This window comes from Longicatena caecimuris, assembly GCF_004341945.1.
In the GTDB taxonomy this organism is placed as follows: Bacteria; Bacillota_I; Bacilli_A; order Erysipelotrichales; family Erysipelotrichaceae; genus Longicatena; species Longicatena caecimuris.
Window position 1 is genome coordinate 36,106 of sequence record NZ_SMBP01000016.1, and the last position, 22,325, is coordinate 58,430.

Consider the following 22,325-nt stretch of genomic DNA (forward strand, 5'->3'; position numbering starts at 1 on the left):
TTTTTCATAATAAGAGCTAGTAATATAACGATTCTTTAGACAATAACAGGCAATTGTTCAGTATTGTAATTTGATAGAATTCATCCATTGTTCAAGAATATGCTGTTGTTTTTTCGACAATGTTGATAGGACCATATGTAAAGCTTCTTCCCAATCTGCACTTACTGGCAACAGCAAAAGTTCATCAAGTGTTACCGAAGCGGTAAAGACAAATTGCTCAGCATAATGATGGCGCAAGAAGATGGCGAAATCCATAGGAGTATACGATTGAAATAATACCGTTAATTCTTCCAAAGAAAAGATATAACTATCCCAAATCTCGATCATATCTTGGAAATTATGCAAATGCGTTCGAAAATAATGTATTTTTTCAGTAGTCGAAGTCATAGCAGATAAGACTTCTTGATGGTGTGTGAATTCACTATTTAAACAAGCGGTCATTACTTGTAAGGTATATTGTTTTGGCGTGTTATCCTCAAAAATAAAAAGTTCTGCATGGTTTTCCATATCGTTTTGCAGTCGTTGTTTTAGAATAGGAAAATAGGCATACACATACGCATATACATCCTCGTCAAGATATGGCTGTAAGCTTAGATACATTTGTTGCAAAAGCTCCTGTGGTCGCATTATGGATAACCTTTTATTAAAAGCATCAAGAGCAGCAGCATCCAGCTGAACTCCATAAGATTGTTTCAGGTATACATGTAACAATACTTGAGGCAATAAGACTTCCACCAGATTCTGATTTAGTTCAAACAAAGAAACGTGTCGCTGCATTTGATAAAGCTTATAAATCATCGGAAGTTCTTGATAAAAAGGTTTCAGAAAGGCTACTTCATAAGATAGTTGTTCCAGATAATGAGAAATTAAATCAATTCCCTGTAAATGATACATTGCATGCTCCAAAGGCAAACCATCTAGCAATGGATAATCGATATCTTCTTTTTCAAAAGCATACAACAAAGGAGCATAAGGCGATGATAAACGTTTGAGATAGGTTGGAAAAAAATCGGTAAGGAGATAACGCAGACGTTCATTTGGGTACCATTCGGCATAGAGCTGGACTTTTGCTAAGCGGTGTTTGCAAGCATGGCATAAAAGCTCTAACTGTTGTAAACCATGAACATAACGTTTTTTTAAAGATGCATCACCTGTGGCATGATGAGCTATATAAGTAATGCTGATAAGCATATCGTTTGCTACGTGACGAGGAACACAGCTACTGTTATGGTGTGTATAAAGCTGAATCAAATGTTTAAGTAACTCCAGACGCTCTTGTTGCTGGTCGCTGCTCTTTTTTTGTGTTTGTATGTTAGAGCTCATTTTCGTATTTTTAGCTGTTTGCAGCACCGTTTTATAAGGACTTTATCAAATGTTCCATATTGCATATGAAAGGTAAGCAGGGTATGCAGTATGGTGGCATCATTCACTTGCCAGGAAAACAAAGAGCGTAATTGATAATAGGAAAATATGGCATCATGAAGCATGGGTAAATATCGTGTTGCATCTGCATAAGGGGAGGCAGCCAGCGCTTTTATCAGCTCATATAAGATGTGATAGTCACTCTCTACCAAGTCAAAAGCGCTACAAGCATGCTGCACACTTTGTTTTAAGGCTGTCATATCTTCTGCACGCAGATGGTATCCATAAGATTGAAGTTGTTGATTGAGCGTTTGATTGACGGATAAAGCTTGAGATGTCGTATGCATCGATGATCACTTCCTTTCATGTAAAGAGTTTTATCACAAATAGGAAGCGAGGTATAGTCTTGAAAAAATGATGAATTTATGGTATTATATGAATACAAATAAGAGAAAAAAATCTTTAAACTATATGTCGATGGTGTTGAAACATCATTTTTTTATTTTATCGGGATGAAAAGAGCAGATACAGGGATTGAAGAAAGGGCATAAACAAGTCTCAATACAGTATTTAATCATACGAACGTATGATAGAAGTACATACAAAAAAAACATCGGTAAATACACCGATGTTTTGCGTTATTTCTTAAGGACGTTTTACGATAACAGCAGTACCCTGTCCGCCACCGATACACAGAGATGCTAAACCAACTTTTGCATCACGTTTGATCATTTCGTGGATCAATGTTACTAAGATACGGTTACCAGATGCACCTACTGGATGACCCAGTGCAATGGCACCACCATTTACGTTTGTCTTGTTCATGAATTCTTCGCGATCGATACCGTGTTCTTCCACTAATTCATGGATAACACCTAAACTCTGTGCTGCGAATGCTTCATTCAGTTCGACTAATTCAATATCCTGCAGTTTCAGACCTGCATAGTTCAATGCATGACGAATTGCTGGAGTAGGACCTAAGCCCATAGTCAATGGATCTACACCACCTTGGCCGATACCGATAACTTCACAAATTGGTGTTAAGTTATATTTTGCTACAGCATCTTCACTAGCTAATAATACAAAGCTTGCACCATCATTGATACCAGATGCATTAGCAGCTGTTACAGTACCATCTTTAATGAAAGCTGGGCGAAGTTTTGCCATTTTTTCAGGAGTAGATTTACGGTTAGGATGTTCGTCAGTATCAAAGATCACAGTTTCTTTTCTCAGTTTTACTTCTACTGGAACGATTTCATCTTTGAAACGTCCGCTATCAACAGCAGCTATTGCTTTCTGTTGAGATGCATAACCGAATTCATCTTGCATTTCACGAGTGATGTTATATTTTTTCGCAATATTTTCTGCGGTAACACCCATGTGAATACCATTCATAGCATCAGTTAATGCGTCGTAGATCATATGGTCCGTACATTTGAAATCTCCCATTTTGTTTCCTGTACGAGTGTTTGCAGGAATTAGGTAAGGAGCACCTGACATGCTTTCTACACCACCAGCAACAACGATATCATTGAAGCCAGTCTGGATAGACATAACACCTTCCATTACGGTACGTAAACCGGAACCACATACCATGTTAACGGAATGTGAACAAACAGATTCAGGAATACCAGCAGCCAATGCAACCTGACGGCCGATGTTCTGCCCCAATCCTGCACTTAATACGTTACCACACAGCAGTTCATCAACATTTTCAGGGGCAACGTGTGCGTCTTCCAGTAATGCTTTGACAACAGTAGCACCTAAATCAACTGGTTTAACTGTTGTTAAAGAACCCAGAAAACTACCGATTGCACTACGTTTAGCGCTAACAACATAAGTTTTTTTCATTTTCTCTACCTGTCTTTCTTTTTCGAAACCTTTCTTGATATGAATACTAACTTCATACATGAATATGATACCGAAAAAGGATACAGATGTCAACAGCTTGTGAAAAAATTAATAAGTTCTGTATGCATACTTTTGGGTGTTGTAAGTTTAGGATGTTGTCCCTTTATAAGTAGGAGGAAACGTTATCATTTTGATGCATCTTGACTACAATACTAAGAATTCCCAAAAAAGATTAGATTCAAAGCATAAGCATTTAACTAAAGTGTACATCAAGAGCCAAGGATATGACCTACTTATACAAGATTTTTTCTTTTCATGAATAGAAAGGGATGGTAAGCAGGAAAGGTAAGGATAATACAGGAAGAAAGGGTGCTAATGAAACGGGTTTTTTGTTTCTGTTAAAACTTGTTAAAATTTTAACAATTGTGTTGACGAAAGGAAAAAAGAGGGATAAAATTATATATGGATTATGGCTCCCGAAACGCCGGGATACCGCCTGTTATATACATTATTTATATATAGGCGCATGTAAGAATCCTATTAGTTCAAGAACATTCAAGGAGAGGAGAACACTTATGGACTTCATGTTAACAGAACAACACAAAATGATGAAGAAACTATTCGCTGAGTTTGCTGAAAAAGATGTCAAACCTCTTGCAGCAGAAGTCGACGAAGACGAACGTTTCCCACGTGAAAACGTTGAAAAAATGAGAGAGTGCAAAATGCTCGGTATTCCATTCCCAAGAGAATACGGCGGAGCAGGTGCAGATTACCTGAGCTACATTCTGGCAGTTGAAGAACTGAGCAAGAAATGTGGTACTACAGGTGTTGTATTATCTGCCCATACTTCTCTGGGAACTTGGCCAATTTTTGCATTTGGTACAGAAGAACAGAAAAACCGTTATCTGCCTGATTTATGTACAGGTAAGAAACTGGCTGCTTTCGGTTTAACAGAACCAAATGCCGGTACGGATGCTGCTGGTCAGCAGACAACTGCTGTAAAAGATGGCGATGATTATATCTTAAATGGTACAAAGATCTTTATTACAAACGCTGGTGAAGCTGATGTATATGTAATCTTTGCGATGACTGACAAGTCTAAGGGAACACATGGTATTTCTGCCTTTATCGTAGAAAAAGGTATGCCAGGATTTACAGTAGGACAGCACGAAAAGAAATTAGGTATTCGTGGTAGTGCTACTAGTGAATTGATCTTTAACAATGTGCGTTTAAGCAAAGATCAGCTGTTAGGTCAAGAAGGTAAAGGCTTCAAGATTGCCATGATGACACTGGATGGCGGACGTATCGGTATCGCTGCACAGGCATTAGGTATTGCTCAGGGTGCAATTGATGAAGTTGTTCCTTATGTGAAATCACGTAAACAGTTCGGTCGCCCTATTTCTAAATTCCAGAACACACAGTTCCAGTTGGCTGATATGCAGGTAAAAACAGATGCAGCTCGTCTGTTAGTTTATCAGGCTGCGATGGCTAAAGAAAACGGACAGCCTTACACATACTTAGCTGCTGAAGCAAAATTATTTGCTGCTGAAGTTGCCATGGAAGTTACGACAAAAGCAATCCAGCTGATGGGTGGATATGGTTATACACGTGATTATCCAGTAGAAAGAATGTTCCGTGATGCAAAAATTACGGAAATCTACGAAGGTACTTCTGAAGTACAGCGTATGGTTATTTCTGGACAGATGTTGAAATAATAAAAGGAAAGGAAGAAGATCATGAAAATTATCGTTCTTGTAAAACAGGTACCGGATTCAACTGAAATCCGTGTCGATAAGGTAACAGGTACTCTGATTCGTGCTGGTGTACCAAGTATCATCAACCCAGATGATTTAGCTGGTGTTGAAGAAGCATTGAAAATTAAAGAGGCAACAGGTGCTCATGTAACGGTTATCTCTATGGGACCTCCTCAGGCAAGCGGCATGCTGAAAGAACTGTATGGCCGTGGTGTTGATGAATGTATTTTGATTACTGACCGTGCTTTTGCCGGTGCGGATACATGTGCTACTTCTAGTACATTGGCTGCTGCCATTGAAAAAGTTGGTTATGACTTGATCATCGGCGGACGTCAGGCAATTGATGGTGATACTGCACAGGTTGGTCCTCAGACAGCAGAACGTCTGGATATTCCTCAGGTTACTTACGTGGATAAGATCATGGAAGTAAATGATAAGAGTGTTACAGTTCGTAAGTCATTAGAAGATACTGAAGAAATTATTGAAGCTAAGCTTCCATGTCTGTTAACAACATTAAGTGGAATGAACACTCCTCGTTACATGAACTGTAATGATATCGTTGATTCCTTCAGCAAAGAAGTGAAGATCATGACCTTTGCTGATTTGGATATCCCTGCTGAAAAAGTAGGTTTGGCAGGTTCTCCTACTAAGGTTCACCATACATTTACAAAAGATGTTACGGCTGAAACGGAAACTTACGATATGCCAGCAGCTGATGCAGCAAAACTGATTGCTAAAACACTGAAAGAAAAGCAGATCATTACGAAATAGGAGGAGAAAACAATGGCTAAATTTGAAGGATACAAAGATATTTACGTATTCGTTGAACAGAGAAATGGTGAAATTGCCAACGTCGGATACGAATTAATTTCTGAAGCTAGAAAATTGGTAGCATCAATTCCTCAGATGGGATTCCAGGTTGTTGGTGTTCTGTTAGGACACAACGTAACGGATAAAGCAAACGATGTTATCGCACATGGTGCTGATAAAGTAATCGTTGCAGATCATGAATTACTGGAAGGCTACTCTACACAATTCTATGCTGATACATTAACACAGATTATCGAAACATATAAACCAGACAGTTTCTTAACTGGTGCTACGGTATTAGGCCGTGACTTAGCTCCAAGAGTTGCTGCTCGTTTGAATGCAGGTTTGACTGCTGATGCTACAAAGATTGAAATCGATCAAGAAAAAGTTGCGGATGGTGAAGCATTGCTGTTAGTTACACGTCCTACTTTCGGTGGTAACCTGTTTGGTACAATCGTTTGCCCAGACACTCGTCCACAGATGGCAACGATTCGTCCAAACGTATTCAGCATGGATCCAGTAGATACTACAAGAACTGGTGAAGTTGTTGCCTTTACACCTGACTTCAAAGACACTGACGCAAAAGTTGTTGTTAAAGAAGTGATTGCTAAGGTTGTGGAAGGTATCGATATTACAAAATGCGATATCTTAGTAGGTGCCGGTCGTGGTGCTGAAGATTGCTTAGACATGGTAGAAGCAGTTGCAGAAGAATTAGGCGGTGCAATGTGTGCTAGCCGTGCCGTTGTTGATGATGGTTTTGCATCAAAAGACATTCAGGTAGGCCAGACGGGTAAGACCGTACGTCCTTCTCTGTACATCGCATGTGGTATTTCTGGTGCTTGTCAGCATGTTGCCGGTATGGAAAAATCAGATATGATCATCGCTATCAACCGTGATCCACAGGCTGAAATCTTCTCTATCGCAAACATGGGCTTCATCGGTGATGTAAAAGAAATCTTACCTCTTCTGAAAGAAGAAATCATCGCTGCGAAAAAAGCATAATTAAAATCATACGCAGAAGGTGGATAGGAAAATATTTCTATCCCCTCTGTTATATGAGATAAAAAAGGTAAAAAGGAGATAATGAACATGAAAAAAGTTGGTGTAATCGGCGCTGGAACAATGGGCCAGGGCATTGCAAACGCATTTGCTACAAATGGTTATGATGTAACTGTATGTGACATTAAGCTTGAATGGGCACAGGGCGGAATCGACAAGATCGGTAAAAAGTTAGACAAATTGGTAACCAGAGAAAAAATGACAGCTGATAAAGCTGCTGAAATCAAAGGTAACCTGAAGGCTGGCGAATACAAAGATTTAGCTGATTGCGACTTAGTAGTAGAAGCTGTTCTGGAAATCATGGAAACAAAGAAAGAACTGTTCTCTACATTGGATGAAATCTGTAAAGAATCTTGTATCTTTGGTACAAACACATCTTCTTTATCAGTAACAGAAATTGCAAAAGGTATCAAACACCCAGTAATCGGTATGCATTTCTTCAACCCAGCAGATCGTATGAAACTGGTTGAAGTTATCTCTGGTATCAATACTCCAGTAGAAACAAAAGAGGCTATCATCGAAATTTCTAAATCTTTAGGAAAGACTCCTGTTGAAGTTGCAGAAGGTCCTGGATTCGTTGTTAACCGTATCTTGATTCCTATGATCAATGAAGCAGCTACGATCCTGCAGGAAGGCATTGCTTCTGTAGAAGATATCGATACTGCTATGAAACTGGGAGCTAATCATCCTATGGGACCTTTAGCTTTAGGTGACTTGATCGGTTTGGATATCGTAGTAGCTATCATGGACGTATTGTTCAATGAAACTCACGATTCTAAATATCGTTGCTGTACACTGTTGAGAAAAATGGTACGTGGAGGCAAATTGGGTCAGAAGACTGGTGTAGGATTCTACGACTATACAAAATAAGTTCGAAACGTATGATAAAGCGAGTGAATCTATAATTTCTATATCCATTGAAATTGTGGATTCACTTTTTTAAGAAAGCGAGGATATAAACATGGAAACTATTTTAGTAAACTATGAAGGACATGTGGCTACCATTACCATTAATCGTCCAAAAGCATTGAATGCATTAAGTACACAGGTATTAACTGAATTGAATGAAGCTTTAAATGAAGTTGAAGCTAACAAAGATGTTTATGCGTTAATCATCACAGGTGCTGGTGAAAAATCTTTCGTTGCAGGTGCTGATATCGCGGAAATGAAAGAAAAGAACGTTGAAGAAGCTGCTGCTTACGGTAAATTCGGTAATGAAGTATTCCGTCGCATCGAAGCTTTCCGTTGTCCAGTTATTGCGGCAGTGAATGGCTTTGCTCTTGGTGGTGGCTGTGAATTGGCTATGAGCTGTGACATTCGTTTAGCAAGCGAAAATGCTGTTTTCGGTCAGCCAGAAGTTGGTTTGGGTATTACTCCAGGCTTTGGTGGTACACAGCGTTTAGCACGTATCGTTGGCGTTGGCATTGCCAAAGAAATGATTTATACAGCAAGAAATATCAAAGCTCCTCGTGCTGCTGAAATCGGTTTGGTAAACAAAATTGTTCCTGCTGAAGAATTGATGGCTACAGCAATGAAGATGGCGAAAGGTATTGCCGCAAATGCACCAATCGCTGTTGCAAATTCTAAGAAAGCTATCAATAATGGTTTACAGACGGATATCGATGGTGGTATCGCTATTGAAGTGGAAGAATTCTCTAACTGCTTCGCTACTGAAGATCAGACATATGGTATGACTTGTTTCTTGGAAAAAGTAAAAGAAAAAACATTCTCTAACAAATAATAATGCATCTTCAAAAAGCGTATCTCTTGGTATACGCTTTTCCTTGTGGTAAAGTAAAACCATGAGAGATACAAAGGAGGTTATGAAGTTGAGTAAAGTTATTAGTCTTGAACAGGCAGTTTCCATGATTCCAGATGGTGCCAATATCGGTATCGGTGGTTTTATCGGCTGCGGTCATCCTCAGGAATTTTCTGTAGGAATTGAAGAAGCTTTTCTAAAAAGTGGTCATCCACGTGATCTTACCATCATGTTCTCCGCCGGTATCGGTGATGGAACAGATAAGCTTGGCTTGAATAAGTTGGGACATGAAGGTTTGTTAAAACGTATCATTGGTGGTCATTGGGGATTGATTCCTAAGCTACAGAAGTTGGTATTTGAAAATAAGGTAGAAGGGTATAACTTACCTTTAGGTACGATTTCTTTGATGTTCCGTGATATTGCTGGACATCGTCCTGGTACCTTCACAAAGATTGGTTTAAAGACATTCGTTGACCCTCGTATCGAAGGGGCTAAGATGAATGAACGCTCAAAAGATGACTTAGTAGAATTGGTAAATCTGCATGGAGAAGAATGGCTGCTTTATAAGTCTTTCCCATTGAATGTTGCCTTGATTCGTGCGACATATTGTGATGAAGATGGAAATGCAACGATGGAGAAAGAAGCGGCAACCTTGGATTCCCTTTCAATTGCACAGGCTGCGAAAAATTCCGGTGGTATTGTTTTACTACAGGTAGAAAAAGTTGTGCAAAATGGAACCTTAGATCCACGTAAGGTAAAGATTCCTGGTATTTATGTTGATGGCATCGTAGTTTCTCGTCCTGAGAATCATATGCAGACGTATGCAGAACAATATAATCCTGCATTAAGCGGTGAAATTAAAGTGCCGGTGGATTCTATTCCTCCTATGGCTTTAAATGAACGTAAAGTCATCTGCCGTCGTGCAGCAATGGAGTTAGATCCTGAATGTGTTATTAATTTAGGTATTGGTATGCCGGAAGGAATCGCCAATGTCGCAAATGAAGAAGGATTACCAGGATTGAAACTAACAGTAGAAGCCGGTGGTATTGGCGGTGTACCAAATGCTGGTACGGCGTTTGGTACTTGTACGAATCCAGATGCAATCATCGATCAGCCATATCAGTTTGACTTCTATGATGGCGGTGGCTTAGGACAGGCATTCTTAGGTCTTGCGGAATGTGATAAAGATGGCAATATCAACGTATCTCGCTTTGGACCAAAGATTGCCGGATGCGGTGGTTTCATCAATATTACGCAGACATCTCCGGTAGTTGTATACTGTGGTACTTTTACAGCCGGTGGATTAAAGGTAGCTGTGGAAAATGGTGAATTAAAGATTCTGCAGGAAGGACGCATTAAGAAATTTAAAGAAAATGTGGAACAGATTACTTTCTCTGCAGAGTATGCAAAAGATACTGGACAAAAGGTTGTGTACATTACAGAACGTGCTGTCTTTGAATTGCTAGACGGTGTTTTAACCTTAACGGAAATCGCTCCTGGAGTTGATTTGGAAAAAGATGTATTGGCGCATATGGAATTCAAACCTACGATTGCTAAAGATCTGAAACTTATGGATGCACGTCTATTCAAAGATGAAATCATGGGTCTGAAAAAAGATTAAAGAAATTCAGAAAGGTGCTCTTGTTGCACCTTTTTCCATTTTTCTACCGATTTTTCCATATTACTATTCATAATTTATTATTTTGTTATACTGAATATGCAATATAAAGCATATCACATGAAAGAATCATGTTGATATAGAGAATCTTATCATACGGTGAGTGTAGACCATTGGTCATAGAGATTGATCGTAAGATGAGATTCAGGCTGATTACAGGGCTATCAAATGCATTCATGTTGGTGGTTATCGTTGGTAAGTAGCAGGTGAAGTTGTATGGTAGTAGTATATAATGCGCGAAATACCTGTAAATCAGCACAAGAGAAATGCAGTGATGAAAAGAAAACATCAGCTGCATTTCTTTTTTATGTAATTTGTATTATAATGATTCCATGATGAGGAGTGAAATATATGTATAGTTTTTGTAATGATTATAGCGAAGGCGCAATCCCTATGATTATGGAGCGTCTGCAGGAATTTAATAAGAAACAAAATCCAGGTTATGGAATGGATGAAATTTGTGATAAAGCAAGAGAAAAAATTCAAGAAGTACTGCAATGTCCTACGTGTGACATCCATTTTTTAGTTGGAGGAACACAAGCAAATTTAACTGTTATTGCCAGTGCATTACGTCCTTATGAAGCAGTTATGGCAGCCGATAGTGGTCATATCAATGTGCATGAAACAGGGGCTATTGAAGCAAGCGGACATAAGGTAGTCATTGTTGACAGTGCGGATGGCAAAGTCAGTGTGGAAGGAATTTATGAGGAAGTCAGACGCCATTGTGATGAGCATATGGTCAAGCCCAAAATGGTTTATATTTCAGATGCAACGGAGCTAGGCAGTGTGTATCGAAAAGCAGAACTACAGGCTTTGCGCAAGACATGTGATGCGTTGGGATTATATCTGTTTATGGATGGTGCTCGTTTAGGGTGTGCTCTGACAGCAAGTGATAACGATGTAAGCTTTGCTGATTTATGCAAATATATTGATGTCTTTTCCATTGGTGGTACTAAAAATGGTGCGTTATTCGGAGAAGCTGTCGTTATTGTGAATGAACAGTTGAAAAAAGATTTTCGCTATATGATAAAACAACGTGGCGGTATGCTTGCGAAAGGTTGGTTATTGGGGCTACAGTTTTTATCCTTATTTGAAGACGATCAGTATAGAAAGATTGCGGCTCATGCGAATGCGATGGCACAAAAATTACAAACAGCATTTGTTGATTGTGGGTATTCATTATTTGCCAAATCATCCACGAATCAGATATTTGTCATTTTACCGAACGAGGTTATCAAAAAATTAGAAAAAGAATATGCGTTTCAGTTTTGGGAAAAGGTAGATGCTACACATACAGCAATGCGTTTTGTCACGAGTTGGGCGACACCTGAAGCAGTAATCGATGAATTTATCACATATCTAAAGCAAATTTAAGAAACAAAATCTGAGATGTTAGGGCGCCTTAGCAAGCAATATAATATGAGGTGCTCTTTTTATTGCTGACAGTACCTAACAAATGACAGAACTATGTCATTTCGTATGTGCATACTGTTTGCTGAGGTATATCAAGGACATCTTGCTCTTGGCTTTTTGATTCGCTTTAACAGTGCAATATTCACGTGATTAGGGCTTAAGGAAGATGCCGTTATTGTTTTAGAATACTTCTTGGAATCCAGCCCATTATTCCATGACTTTTAACTAACGCATAATGCTCATACAAAGAAATAATTTTAACTGTTTCACCTTGGCGTACGGGCAGTAAATAATTGGTATAATTTTCAGCACTAAAGTTGCCGTTTTCTTCATATAAAAAGGCTTTTGGTATCCACAATCGACGTCCTGTGGCTATTTGTTGACAATATGCTTGGTTTTTCTCTTCTTTCAAAACATGTACGGCACGTTCATGCCAGGTAATATAAATACTGTCTTTTTGCTTCGGTGTATAATTGGACAAAATTATTCCTTCTGGTAAATCATCACAATGGGCAAAGCTAAATTGTCCATGATGCAGAATGAGCGCATTTAATTGCCCTGCGCGTTTTACTGCATTGCCTCCATCTATAGCAATGATATGTTTTCTTTGATCAATTTGAGGATTAAAATCACAAATGGTAGAGCAATATTCACTTACCGGTATATGTCCGACGATGACGTATTTATGAAATGCTATGTTTTTTAAGAAAAAACGATCATGCCTCATTATGTCACGCATCTCATTTCCATAGGTTTGCTCATTTAGAATAGCTGCATGGGCAAAGATATAGTCTTGTGTTTCAATAACATGAGGTAAATCGGCGATGAAGGTTAATTCTTTACGAAAAGTGGACTTTAGTTTTCGTGCCAATCGTACCATATCTGTATCTTTTGTGATTTTTTCGTGCATACAAGCAGCCATTTCATGTATAAGACTGTTTTGGCGTTGGCATAAAACTTCATGTAAAAAATCCAATCGATATTCATATAAGATATTTTTACAAACAAAATCACAATTGCCAAGCATTAAGTGAACATGTGAATCTTGTGATAATTTCATTAAATAGGATAAAGTTTCCATGTTCTGTTGCCCTTTTTCTAATAAATCACCAACTAAAAATAATTCATCAAGAGTACTATCAAATTGTATTTGCTTAAGCAATTTTTGAAAGATATGTAAATTAGCATGTATATCACTGATTGCAATAATACGTCTGTTTGATGGGATGGATATGGATTTGGCACAGATGGAACGATCAATCATAAACAGTCTCCTTTTTGTTACTCATTATAGAAAAGATCTTTACCTTTTGCAAGCAAGCGCTTGCCAAGCAGCATGAAAAGTTGTACTCTTAAATTCAGAAGGAGTTTGGGAACCTGTTAGCAGTATTATGCACCATTCTGTGTTTCTTATAAGAATTCTGTAAAACGTTTGACATATTATGAACATTTTCTAGTGACTATGATTAGTTTTACATGGATTGGTGATTTAGAAACAGATACAACATTTGATTATCGTAAACTTCTAAATATCGAATGAATTTTCTTTGCAAGCAATGATGTGAAGATGTTACAACAAGCACCTTATGGTTGCGAAGGGTAAATGTCTTACTAAGATAAAGATTTGACAGATTTAATAACAAAAAGCAATGATGAAGATGGTATTGCAATTGCTTTACGCCATTTTGGCTAGATAGGATGAAATTATGGAAAAGATAAGCGGAGCTTTGTTGCGATATTATCGCATGCAGCAAAATCTATCACAGGAAGGCTTGTGCAAAGGCATCTGTGTAGTGAGCTATTTATCAAAGATTGAACAAGGGAAAGTAGATGCCAGTGAAGATATTTTGCAGGCGCTTTTTGCACGTTTACAAATCCACTATCATGGTGATGCGCGATTTCTATCAGAAATGAAACAGTTGTTTGCCTCCTTTTGGGAAGCTTTGGATTTTAATGAACCCCTTGAAGAGCATGCGCTAAAAATAAGGGCTCATGAAAAGGAACTTCTTTATAGCCCACTTGTCATAGAATATCGTTTGTTTCAAATTTATGATAAGATCATGAGGATAGAAGAAACAGAAAGTAGCGAGGTTTTACTGCATTCTTTACAAGAAATAAAAGTATATGAAAATTATATGGATGAGCTGCAGTTATATCGCTATCACCTATTATATGATCATTATCCAGATGCGCAGATACGGTTGCATCATGTTCGTCTTGCAGGGTACTATCGAAAAACGGCCGAACAGGAAATAGCATTGGGGATGGCATATATAAATATGGGAGATTACATTGAAGCATGTGAGTATTTGCAAAAAGCCTATGCGATGGCGAGTGAAGATGGAGATGCCAAACGGATGATCACCGCAGCCATCTTAATCGGTAATTGTTATTCCTGTCAGAATGTGGAAGGTCTGATGTTAAAATATTATCAAAAGGCAGAACATCTGGCTCGCCAGTTGAAAGATACGAATACGTTAAAAGAACTTGCTTATAATATTGGTTCCACATATCTGGAATGGAAACAGTACGATTTGGCAAAAGAAAAATTATTGTTTTCAAAAGATTTAGAAGAAGATCGCTTAGGAAAGGTATTGATTGCTCATAAATTGGCATTGTTATATATTGAGATAGATGAGGCACAAGAAGGGAAACACTATATAGAAATGATGGAAGAAGCACTTGATGAAAAGATGCCGCTTATCTACCATAAGATGTTAACTTTTATTAAACTACGTTATCGAGAAAATTATTTAGATGATCCTAACTACTATCAGGTGCTCATGGATATTTATGAACAAGACACACATACCTATTTTGGGTATCGTTTATTTCATTCTCGATACTTGCTTGAAGTATATACGCATCAGCGACGCTATAAAGAGGCGTATCTTCTTCTACAGGAAATACAAAATCACAATTTTCCTAAAAAATATGGAATTTGACGCTTAAAGTCTTTGATATAATGCAAATTTTCACAAAACAAGGGGATAGAAAATCTTCTTGTTTTTTAATATACTTAATGCAAGGGAGGTGTAACATGAAAAAAACATTATGGAGCCGTGATTTTACAATTATAACCATAGGAACCTTAATCAGTGCCATTGGTGGTACTGCTATGAGTTTTGCTTTTTCACTGGTTGTATTTGATAATACGGATAGTACGATGCTGACAGGTATATTTACCGGTTTATCTATGATACCGGCAATCTTAATACCTATCATTGCAGCACCTTTTGTTGATACATGTGAACGGAAAAAGGTAATTGTTCGATTAGATGCTTTCAATGGCATTTGCTATCTGTTATTTGCCTGGTATCTGTCAAATTATGACTTTTCTTACACGATCTATTTGTTATATGCATTATTGATAACATCTACTGGAAGTATTTATCAGTTGGCATATGCATCGCTATATCCTGATTTGATACCAAAGGGATTTATGCAGAAAGGTTACTCTATTTCCAGTATGATATATCCTAGTGTCACCGCATTGATCACACCGATTGCCAGTATGATTTATGTGCATTATGGGGTAGCGATGATCTGCTTAGGAGAGGGTATCTTGTTGTTAATGGCAAGTTATGCAGAGCATCATATTGCTTTTCAAGAGAAAGAATTGAAGAAAATGAGCTTTTCTTTTTCAGGATATCGAGAAGAGATGATGGAAGGATTTCATTATTTAAAGAAAGAAAAGGGGATACGCAGTATCTATGCGTATATGTCTGTTACAAATGCGAATGCCGAGGCAGTGAACATGATGTCTATGGCATTGTTCCAATCTTCTTCTGTGCTGACAACAACAATGTATGCATTCTTAACTACAGCAGAAACGGCCGGTCGTATGTTGGGAAGTATCTTTCATTATTTTGTTCGTATTCCTGATCATGTGCGTTATAAAATAGCCGTCAGCGTTTATGCAAGCTATGAGGCCATGGATATGATCTTATTGTTTATTGCATATCCCTTAATGATCCTTAATCGCTTTATCTGTGGCTTTCTGGGTGTGAATAGTATGAATATTCGAGAAGCTAGCACCCAAAATTATATCCCATCGCATATGCGTGCAAGAGTAAATGGCTTATTTAATGTATTGGTTTCCCTCCTTTGCATGTGTTCACGTTTTCTTGCCGGTGCGATGGGGGAATTCATTGAGTACCCATATGTAGCTGCTTGCTTTTCCATGATTGGCTTATTAGCTGTTGAGCTGGTAATCGTACGTAATAAGAAACATGTACAGCCAATTTATAATCAACATTTATAATTAATAGAAAGAAGGTATGTTGGATGTTAGATGAGAAAGGTTTTGACACATGGTCTAAGAGCTATGATGCCTCCGTAAAGCAAAGCGATGAAAATCACCAGTATCCCTTTGCCGGTTATGAAAAGGTGCTGGATGCAATCAAGCAAGAAGTGTTAAGAAAACCAAAACCGACTATTTTGGATATTGGATTTGGTACGGCAGTTTTGACAAAACAATTGTACGATCATGGCTGCCTTGTGTATGGCGTGGATTTTTCAAAGCGCATGCTTGCGTTTGCACAGGAAAAAATGCCTGAGGCAAAATTGTTACAAGCGGATTTTACAGAAGGCTTGCCCGCTATGCTCAAAGAGCAAAAATATGACATTATTTTATCGACCTATGCGATACATCATTTAGAGGATGCTAAGAAAGTGAGTTTCCTAAACGATTTATTGCAATTATTAAAGCCTGAAGGTAAGATCTTACTTGGTGATGTGATGTTTGCACATGAAGATCAGTTATTAGATTGTAAACGGCATGCGAAAGATGCTTGGGATGAGGATGAATGCTATCTTGTTGTAGATAAGCTGCCTGCGTTTCCTAAAACAAATATGAATTTTTATCCTATTTCATTTTGTGCAGGTATATTAGAAATATCGAAAACCAAATAAAAAAGTAATTGTTCCTATAAGAAGGGGAGCAATTACTTTTACTTTAAGGGAATAAAAAATTGATAAAAACCGGTAATTCTTTTTCCCAGCTAGCTTCATTATGTTTGCCTTTGACGACTAAATTGGGAAAAACTTCTACATTTTGTGCAAGCAGTTGCCGAATGATTTCTAAATTGGCAGCTGACAGTTTCGCTAGTTGCATTTTAGAGCGAACTTCTTCACTGCCCCAGGAAAGATATACATGGGTATCAGCATGCAAATGATCTTTCAGCTCTTGTCGAATGTCTGCCATGACACCATATAAAAAGCAAGATAAGCAAGCTGCTTTTGAAAAAATATCATTGTGATGCAGGATAGTATATAGAGCCATCAAGCCTCCCATGGAACTTCCGCCGATTGCCGTATAACGACGACCTGTTTTAGTTCGATATCTTAGATCAATCCAAGGCTTTAAATCCGACACGACCCATTCCATAAGTGCTTTGCCACGGCCATGGATATGACCGACATAGCGATCATCAAAATCATAAGGAGAAAATTCCTCTAAACGCTGATTACCTTCATGATTGCATTCAATTCCTACAACGATCACCGGTATTTCATGCGTATCAAAATAGGTTTCCATGCCCCAGCTTTTGCCAAATGTGGCATCTTCATCATGAAACAAGTTATGACCATCATACATATAGAAAACGGGATATTTTTGTTTGTTGTTCTCATATCCTACAGGCAGATAAACATGAAGGGTGCGCATTGTCTGAAAGCAGGGAATATAAATATCTTCCTTTCTAACCATCCCAAATCACCTCACGAGTGTTATTATATCATATCCGTCAAGTAAATAAGTTAATCTTCTGTTATAATTAAAGAAAGGAGATGGTGTTTATGTTTCTCTTTCTTTATGTAAGTGTTATTATGTTCATCCTATATTATATTTATATGCCGCATATGAACAGTTTTACAACACTTGGTTGGAAAAGTGTCTCATCCCTTGGTTTTGTTATTTTAGGAGCTTATCTTTTTTCTTTAGCTCCAGCAGTTTCATATCGCCAATATCTTTTGCTTGGCTTACTATTAGGTGCTATCGGTGATGTATTTCTTGCGCTTCCTTATTGCTATCCAAAATTCGAAAAGCAATATTTTCTAGGTGGCTTAACAGCATTTTTATTCGGTCATCTCGCATATATTGCTGCTTTGTATCATACTACCTTGCCTATTACTATCCTTTTGGCCGTAATAGCAATTACGGTTGACTGCATAATGATTGGGTGGTTGCAACAACGTGTTGATTTTCAAGGTATGACTGGTGCCGTTATGCTATATGCATCCATTATTATGTTTATGGAATTACAGGCATTGACATGGCTTTTTTCTGGCTCCTTTGGCTTGGTGTTAAATTTAGGTTCTCTTTGTTTTGTCCTTTCTGATTTGATTCTGGTTTTCATTATATTTGGTAATGCCGATCGTCCGGCCGTGGTAAAAGCTAATTTATCTTTTTATTATTTCGCACAAATGGCTATTTTGACAACGATGATGTTGAGCAAATGAATAGCAAGGTGAAAAGTTGTTATGCTATAGTACTAATAGAAAAGGAGCAATCTATATGAAACATGTAAAGATGATGTATTTGAAAAGCTGTCCTTATTGTAAGCAAGCGTTTGCTATGGTGGATGAGCTAAAACAATTGCATAAAGAATATCAAGATATTGAAATAGAAACCATTGAAGAAAATGATGAACCTGAAAAAACGAAAGGATTGGATTATTGGTATGTTCCTACCTATTTTGTCGAAGGTGAAAAATTACTTGAAGGAATACCAACCAAAGCAAAGATTGAGGCGGTTTTAAAAGCTGCCTTAGCATAAAACTTAAGAAGGTCACGGAATGTGTCCTTTTTTGTTGCTGAGGCAATAACACTATGATATCATATAAAAAATGAGGTAGCTTATGGAAGATGATGTAACAACAAAACGTATCATACACGGTGTATTCGGTGGTATTATTGTGCTTTGTATAAGTGTGATAGCCTTACTTTTGATATATGGGAAGCAGGCAAACTATCAGATTTATTTGCAAGCCAAAGCAATCAGCCTGCATGGCAGTATTGGTGATACAATTCCATATCAGGATATCATCAATGTTGTGTATTATGATAAAACACCCACACAGGTGCATAAACAAGGTGCTGGTATGGAAACGCAAAAGCTTGTTTGTGCAGATGCGAAACTGGAGAATCGAAAAGTAAGAGCCTATGTATATAAAGAAACACAAGGCTATATTGTTATAAAAACTAAGAATAGGCAATATATTGTGAATGATGAAACGAATGCTTTAACTAAGCAGTTGTATCAGAATTTACAAACTCGTATCCCAAAATAGAAAGAAGGGAATATGATGGCATTTATGATTTGGATGTTCATCGCAGTTTGTTTTCTTTTGCTTGGCGTTTATTGCTTTCATGCGAAGAAGGCTGTGCGATTTTGGGCCAATGATGAGGAAGCAATCGTTGTAAAGAATATACGAGCGTATAATAAGGCGATGGGCAAGTTATGGACATGGGCAGGTATTTTCTTTGGTTTGTTGGAATTGCCTTTCGTATTGAAACAAAATTCGCCCTTAAGCATTGTATCAATACTTGGCTGTTTACCATGGGTGATCGTCGTTATGTTGTGGGGAATGCGAATTGAAGATAAATATCGCCAATAGGTACTAAGAGCGGCAAAAAAGGCATATCCTATGATGGACATGCCCTTTTTTAGATATTGATTTCAGAGCAGTAGGCAAAGAATTGACGTATTTCTTCTTCTGATGGAAAGCGAGCAACGATAACTTCATCGCCCATACCTTCTGCAAGAGCTTTTGGCAACCGCTTGATCATAAGGATATTATCGCCATATTTATGCTGAATTTCCTGTGTTGAATGGGCATATTCCAAATTATCTCTACGGCCGATGAACCCACTGGAATATTTACGATGTTGCACATGCTCAATCTTATCATGCACAATCATATCTGCCCATAATTGATAGACGTTACTGTCATTCGCATAATTGATCATATCTGGTAAAAAGCCCCCAGGAGGTCGCATATTTACTTCTAATCCTAAGATATCACCTTTTTTACCGACACCTTCTTTATCTTCATTTAAACGGAAGAATTCAAAATGAAAGAAACGGCTACGTGTATTAAAGGCTTTCACAGTTCGTAAGCCGGCATCTAAGATATCTTCAGGGATATTCATATAAGAATAGCAGCCTATGGTTTTTTGTTCATTCACAGAATCCATGATGCTGTCAGTATATTGATGACTGGTCATAAACAAGACCTTTTTATGACTATCGGTGATCCCATCAAATGAGAAACTTTCACCATTGATGTATTCCTCCATGATCATCTTAACCATTCGCGGATGTTTGAAATAAGTTTCTAGTTCTTCTTGATTGCGGATCTTGCGAGTATCACTGCTGCCTACTCCTATATCCGGCTTGATGACGATTGGATAGCCCACTTCTTGAATGAATTCTAAGGCGTTTTCCAAAGTCGATACGATGCAATAGCGTGCGGTAGGTAACTGGGCTTTTTGATAGAACGTTTTCATGCGCGATTTGCTTTGGAAATCATCCATATGTGAAAAAGTTAGGCCATTGGCGATATTAAAGTCCATACGCAGACGGGCATCTTGGCGTAACCAGTATTCATTGTTCGATTCGATCCAGTCGATTTTTCCATATTTAAACGTATAAAAGGCAACGGCACGCAACATTTCGTCATAGTTTTCCATCGAATCCACTTTATAATATTCATTAATGGAATTCTTTAGATTGGTGGATAAAGATTCATAAGGAGCATCTGCAATTGCCAGTACATTAACACCATTGTTTTTCAGTCCCTGACAGAACAGCCAATAACTTTCAGGGAAGTGGGGAGATATAAAGATAAAATTCATAATAACGCCTCCAATCAAGAATGGTTTCTTCTTTTTCATTTTACTTTATTTAGGGGGAAAAGTCAAAATGGCCATTGCCATGAAAAAAAGTAAATAATGCGTCATAATAATGAAATAAATTTACAATTAAATGTAAAAAGATTCAAAAAATGATTGACAAGATGTTTTCACAAGCGTAAAATAAAGCCATAAATCGTTGAACAGGAGAAGTAATGATAAGGGAACTGCAAAGCGAGCAGGGATGGTGGAAGCCTGTTAGGGAACTTATGATGAACACGCACCTGGAAGAGTCTGTGGGAAATGGTAGTATCACAGAACGCATATTTCGGCGTTACGAAAGAGGAATCATTGGGGATGTACCGATGATTACCGGAGTGGTACCGTGTGTAAGCGCCTCTGGAGCAATCCAGAGATTTTTTTGTATAGGAAGACTATAAGAGGTGAAAAGATTATGGAAAGAGTGAAACGACGATGCCGGCAGTATAGAGAATAAGGATAAAGAATAAGAAAGAAAAAGAAAGAGAAAAGTGAGGATAAGATTATGAAAAAAGAAGATATTAAGAAAGTCGTATTAGCATATTCCGGAGGTTTAGATACCTCTATCATTATTCCTTGGTTAAAGGAAAACTATAACAACTGTGAGGTTATCGCGGTATCTGCTGATGTAGGACAAGGTACAGAACTTGACGGTCTGGAAGAAAAAGCCATCAAAACAGGTGCCAGCAAGCTGTATATCTTGGATTTAAAGGATGAATTTGTTGAGGATTACATCTATCCATGTTTAAAAGCAAATGCTGTTTATGAAGATGTGTATTTGTTAGGGACAGCCTTTGCCAGACCGTTGATTGGTAAAAAACTGGTAGAAATTGCTCAGCAAGAAGGAGCCGATGCCATCTGTCATGGTTGTACGGGAAAAGGTAATGATCAGGTTCGTTTTGAATTGGCAATTAAAGCTTTTGCCCCAGAGATGCCAATCATTGCCCCATGGAGAACATGGGAGCTGAAATCAAGAGATGATGAAATCGACTATGCACAAGCCCATCAAATACCATTAAAAATAAACAGAGAAACCAATTATTCAAAAGATAAAAACCTCTGGCATTTATCACATGAAGGCTTAGATCTGGAAGATCCGCAGAATGAGCCAAAATATGATGAAATCTTAGAAATGGGAGTAACTCCTGAACAGGCACCGGATACCCCAACCTATATCACCCTAACTTTTGAATCAGGTATTCCAACGGCATTGAATGGTGAAAAACTAGGCGGTCAAGCAATGGTAACAAAGTTAAATGAAATTGGCGGTGCAAATGGTATCGGTTTGATCGATATGGTAGAAAATCGATTGGTGGGTATGAAATCACGTGGTGTATATGAAACCCCGGGTGGAACGATTTTGTATAAAGCACATCAATTATTAGAAAGCATTACATTAGATAAAGAAACAATGCATTATAAACAAGGGGTAGCGATTAAGTTTGGGGAAATCTTATACAATGGTCAATGGTTTACGCCATTACGCGAAGCATTGAGCGCATTCGTGGATAAAGTAAGTGAAAATGTCAGTGGAGAAGTGAAGCTGAAATTATATAAAGGCAACATCACACCGGCAAGTATTACCAGTCCATATACCTTATATTCCGAACAGATTGCCAGCTTTGGAGAAGATGATTCTTATGATCAAAATGATTCTGCCGGCTTCATCAATTTGTTTGGTTTGCCAATTAAGGTAGCAGCAATGCAAAAGAAAACTTGGAATAAAAAATAGATAGGAGAAAAA

General features: G+C 38.0%; 21 protein-coding genes. 15 read left to right on the plus strand and 6 right to left on the minus strand.

Translation table 11 applies throughout. The annotated features are described in order from the left end of the window. Positions 1–57 precede the first annotated feature (57 nt). From EDD61_RS09650 to EDD61_RS09660, 3 genes are all read right to left on the minus strand, one after another. Positions 58–1,323, minus strand: a complete 1,266-nt coding sequence (locus EDD61_RS09650; protein WP_132225180.1) for a DUF6179 domain-containing protein — start codon at positions 1,321–1,323, stop codon at positions 58–60. Continuing rightward, positions 1,320–1,709, minus strand: a complete 390-nt coding sequence (locus tag EDD61_RS09655; RefSeq protein ID WP_008688793.1) for a DUF6323 family protein — start codon at positions 1,707–1,709, stop codon at positions 1,320–1,322. Before EDD61_RS09655 ends, EDD61_RS09650 begins: the two co-directional genes overlap by 4 nt. 298 nt (positions 1,710–2,007) lie before the next feature. Then, complete coding sequence (locus EDD61_RS09660; RefSeq protein WP_026006713.1) at positions 2,008–3,213, minus strand: acetyl-CoA C-acetyltransferase; 1,206 nt, start codon at positions 3,211–3,213, stop codon at positions 2,008–2,010. A gap of 575 nt (positions 3,214–3,788) precedes the next feature. Between EDD61_RS09660 and EDD61_RS09665 the strand changes: the two genes are divergently transcribed. From EDD61_RS09665 to EDD61_RS09695, 7 genes are all read left to right on the plus strand, one after another. Next, positions 3,789–4,928: an acyl-CoA dehydrogenase gene (locus tag EDD61_RS09665; protein ID WP_008688791.1), complete on the plus strand. Its 1,140-nt coding sequence runs from the start codon at positions 3,789–3,791 to the stop codon at positions 4,926–4,928. A 21-nt stretch (positions 4,929–4,949) separates the two neighbouring features. Then, entirely contained in the window at positions 4,950–5,738 is a 789-nt protein-coding gene (locus tag EDD61_RS09670; protein ID WP_008688790.1) for an electron transfer flavoprotein subunit beta/FixA family protein, read from the plus strand. A 12-nt stretch (positions 5,739–5,750) separates the two neighbouring features. Continuing rightward, positions 5,751–6,779, plus strand: a complete 1,029-nt coding sequence (locus EDD61_RS09675; protein ID WP_132225182.1) for an electron transfer flavoprotein subunit alpha/FixB family protein — start codon at positions 5,751–5,753, stop codon at positions 6,777–6,779. 87 nt (positions 6,780–6,866) lie between these two features. Beyond that, positions 6,867–7,706: a 3-hydroxyacyl-CoA dehydrogenase family protein gene (locus tag EDD61_RS09680; RefSeq protein WP_008688788.1), complete on the plus strand. Its 840-nt coding sequence runs from the start codon at positions 6,867–6,869 to the stop codon at positions 7,704–7,706. A 91-nt stretch (positions 7,707–7,797) separates the two neighbouring features. Then, complete coding sequence (locus tag EDD61_RS09685) at positions 7,798–8,577, plus strand: enoyl-CoA hydratase-related protein (protein WP_008688787.1); 780 nt, start codon at positions 7,798–7,800, stop codon at positions 8,575–8,577. Positions 8,578–8,659: 82 nt separating this feature from the next. Continuing rightward, positions 8,660–10,216 (plus strand): acyl CoA:acetate/3-ketoacid CoA transferase, encoded by a 1,557-nt coding sequence (locus EDD61_RS09690; protein ID WP_008688786.1) that lies wholly within the window; start codon positions 8,660–8,662, stop codon positions 10,214–10,216. Between the two features lie 408 nt (positions 10,217–10,624). Continuing rightward, the gene (locus EDD61_RS09695; protein WP_008688784.1) at positions 10,625–11,647 is read left to right on the plus strand and encodes a threonine aldolase family protein; all 1,023 of its coding nucleotides are present in this window, start codon (positions 10,625–10,627) and stop codon (positions 11,645–11,647) included. Between the two features lie 211 nt (positions 11,648–11,858). Here the strand turns inward: EDD61_RS09695 and EDD61_RS09700 are convergent, their stop codons facing one another. Further along, positions 11,859–12,950, minus strand: a complete 1,092-nt coding sequence (locus EDD61_RS09700; RefSeq protein WP_132225184.1) for a metallophosphoesterase — start codon at positions 12,948–12,950, stop codon at positions 11,859–11,861. A 442-nt stretch (positions 12,951–13,392) separates the two neighbouring features. Between EDD61_RS09700 and EDD61_RS09705 the strand changes: the two genes are divergently transcribed. The 3 genes from EDD61_RS09705 to EDD61_RS09715 all read left to right on the plus strand — a co-directional run bounded on the left by EDD61_RS09705 (position 13,393) and on the right by EDD61_RS09715 (position 16,600). Next, complete coding sequence (locus tag EDD61_RS09705) at positions 13,393–14,631, plus strand: helix-turn-helix domain-containing protein (RefSeq protein WP_008979044.1); 1,239 nt, start codon at positions 13,393–13,395, stop codon at positions 14,629–14,631. A gap of 95 nt (positions 14,632–14,726) precedes the next feature. Then, positions 14,727–15,950, plus strand: a complete 1,224-nt coding sequence (locus tag EDD61_RS09710) for an MFS transporter (protein WP_132225186.1) — start codon at positions 14,727–14,729, stop codon at positions 15,948–15,950. 23 nt (positions 15,951–15,973) lie between these two features. Beyond that, the gene (locus EDD61_RS09715; RefSeq protein ID WP_117547365.1) at positions 15,974–16,600 is read left to right on the plus strand and encodes a class I SAM-dependent methyltransferase; all 627 of its coding nucleotides are present in this window, start codon (positions 15,974–15,976) and stop codon (positions 16,598–16,600) included. A 43-nt stretch (positions 16,601–16,643) separates the two neighbouring features. Here EDD61_RS09715 and EDD61_RS09720 read toward each other — a convergent pair whose 3' ends face one another. Continuing rightward, positions 16,644–17,396: an alpha/beta hydrolase gene (locus EDD61_RS09720; protein ID WP_008688778.1), complete on the minus strand. Its 753-nt coding sequence runs from the start codon at positions 17,394–17,396 to the stop codon at positions 16,644–16,646. Between the two features lie 89 nt (positions 17,397–17,485). Here EDD61_RS09720 and EDD61_RS09725 point away from each other — a divergent pair, with 89 nt between their 5' ends. The 4 genes from EDD61_RS09725 (at position 17,486) to EDD61_RS09740 (ending at position 19,305) form a co-directional block, all read left to right on the plus strand. Further along, positions 17,486–18,148 (plus strand): lysoplasmalogenase family protein, encoded by a 663-nt coding sequence (locus EDD61_RS09725; RefSeq protein WP_132225188.1) that lies wholly within the window; start codon positions 17,486–17,488, stop codon positions 18,146–18,148. 55 nt (positions 18,149–18,203) lie between these two features. Continuing rightward, a complete protein-coding gene (locus EDD61_RS09730; protein ID WP_008688776.1) occupies positions 18,204–18,464 on the plus strand; it encodes a thioredoxin family protein in 261 nt (86 codons plus the stop codon). A gap of 82 nt (positions 18,465–18,546) precedes the next feature. Next, positions 18,547–18,978: a hypothetical protein gene (locus EDD61_RS09735; RefSeq protein ID WP_008688774.1), complete on the plus strand. Its 432-nt coding sequence runs from the start codon at positions 18,547–18,549 to the stop codon at positions 18,976–18,978. 15 nt (positions 18,979–18,993) lie between these two features. After that, the gene (locus EDD61_RS09740) at positions 18,994–19,305 is read left to right on the plus strand and encodes a hypothetical protein (protein WP_132225190.1); all 312 of its coding nucleotides are present in this window, start codon (positions 18,994–18,996) and stop codon (positions 19,303–19,305) included. 49 nt (positions 19,306–19,354) lie between these two features. On the opposite strand, the gene EDD61_RS09745 is transcribed toward EDD61_RS09740, so the two are convergent. Next, positions 19,355–20,545: an ATP-grasp domain-containing protein gene (locus EDD61_RS09745; protein WP_132225192.1), complete on the minus strand. Its 1,191-nt coding sequence runs from the start codon at positions 20,543–20,545 to the stop codon at positions 19,355–19,357. Between the two features lie 541 nt (positions 20,546–21,086). Here EDD61_RS09745 and EDD61_RS09755 point away from each other — a divergent pair. After that, positions 21,087–22,313, plus strand: coding sequence for an argininosuccinate synthase (locus EDD61_RS09755; RefSeq protein ID WP_008688767.1), 1,227 nt, complete (start codon positions 21,087–21,089; stop codon positions 22,311–22,313). Positions 22,314–22,325: the final 12 nt, after the last annotated feature.

Excerpts from the sequence above, each read along its gene's own strand:
- EDD61_RS09650 (WP_132225180.1), bottom strand. The coding sequence starts at position 1,323 with ATGAGCTCTAACATACAAACACAAAAAAAGAGCAGCGACCAGCAACAA.
- EDD61_RS09655 (WP_008688793.1), bottom strand. The coding sequence starts at position 1,709 with ATGCATACGACATCTCAAGCTTTATCCGTCAATCAAACGCTCAATCAA.
- EDD61_RS09660 (WP_026006713.1), bottom strand. The coding sequence starts at position 3,213 with ATGAAAAAAACTTATGTTGTTAGCGCTAAACGTAGTGCAATCGGTAGT.
- EDD61_RS09665 (WP_008688791.1), top strand. The coding sequence starts at position 3,789 with ATGGACTTCATGTTAACAGAACAACACAAAATGATGAAGAAACTATTC.
- EDD61_RS09670 (WP_008688790.1), top strand. The coding sequence starts at position 4,950 with ATGAAAATTATCGTTCTTGTAAAACAGGTACCGGATTCAACTGAAATC.
- EDD61_RS09675 (WP_132225182.1), top strand. The coding sequence starts at position 5,751 with ATGGCTAAATTTGAAGGATACAAAGATATTTACGTATTCGTTGAACAG.
- EDD61_RS09680 (WP_008688788.1), top strand. The coding sequence starts at position 6,867 with ATGAAAAAAGTTGGTGTAATCGGCGCTGGAACAATGGGCCAGGGCATT.
- EDD61_RS09685 (WP_008688787.1), top strand. The coding sequence starts at position 7,798 with ATGGAAACTATTTTAGTAAACTATGAAGGACATGTGGCTACCATTACC.
- EDD61_RS09690 (WP_008688786.1), top strand. The coding sequence starts at position 8,660 with ATGAAGTTGAGTAAAGTTATTAGTCTTGAACAGGCAGTTTCCATGATT.
- EDD61_RS09695 (WP_008688784.1), top strand. The coding sequence starts at position 10,625 with ATGTATAGTTTTTGTAATGATTATAGCGAAGGCGCAATCCCTATGATT.
- EDD61_RS09700 (WP_132225184.1), bottom strand. The coding sequence starts at position 12,950 with ATGATTGATCGTTCCATCTGTGCCAAATCCATATCCATCCCATCAAAC.
- EDD61_RS09705 (WP_008979044.1), top strand. The coding sequence starts at position 13,393 with ATGGAAAAGATAAGCGGAGCTTTGTTGCGATATTATCGCATGCAGCAA.
- EDD61_RS09710 (WP_132225186.1), top strand. The coding sequence starts at position 14,727 with ATGAAAAAAACATTATGGAGCCGTGATTTTACAATTATAACCATAGGA.
- EDD61_RS09715 (WP_117547365.1), top strand. The coding sequence starts at position 15,974 with ATGTTAGATGAGAAAGGTTTTGACACATGGTCTAAGAGCTATGATGCC.
- EDD61_RS09720 (WP_008688778.1), bottom strand. The coding sequence starts at position 17,396 with ATGGTTAGAAAGGAAGATATTTATATTCCCTGCTTTCAGACAATGCGC.
- EDD61_RS09725 (WP_132225188.1), top strand. The coding sequence starts at position 17,486 with ATGTTTCTCTTTCTTTATGTAAGTGTTATTATGTTCATCCTATATTAT.
- EDD61_RS09730 (WP_008688776.1), top strand. The coding sequence starts at position 18,204 with ATGAAACATGTAAAGATGATGTATTTGAAAAGCTGTCCTTATTGTAAG.
- EDD61_RS09735 (WP_008688774.1), top strand. The coding sequence starts at position 18,547 with ATGGAAGATGATGTAACAACAAAACGTATCATACACGGTGTATTCGGT.
- EDD61_RS09740 (WP_132225190.1), top strand. The coding sequence starts at position 18,994 with ATGGCATTTATGATTTGGATGTTCATCGCAGTTTGTTTTCTTTTGCTT.
- EDD61_RS09745 (WP_132225192.1), bottom strand. The coding sequence starts at position 20,545 with ATGAATTTTATCTTTATATCTCCCCACTTCCCTGAAAGTTATTGGCTG.
- EDD61_RS09755 (WP_008688767.1), top strand. The coding sequence starts at position 21,087 with ATGAAAAAAGAAGATATTAAGAAAGTCGTATTAGCATATTCCGGAGGT.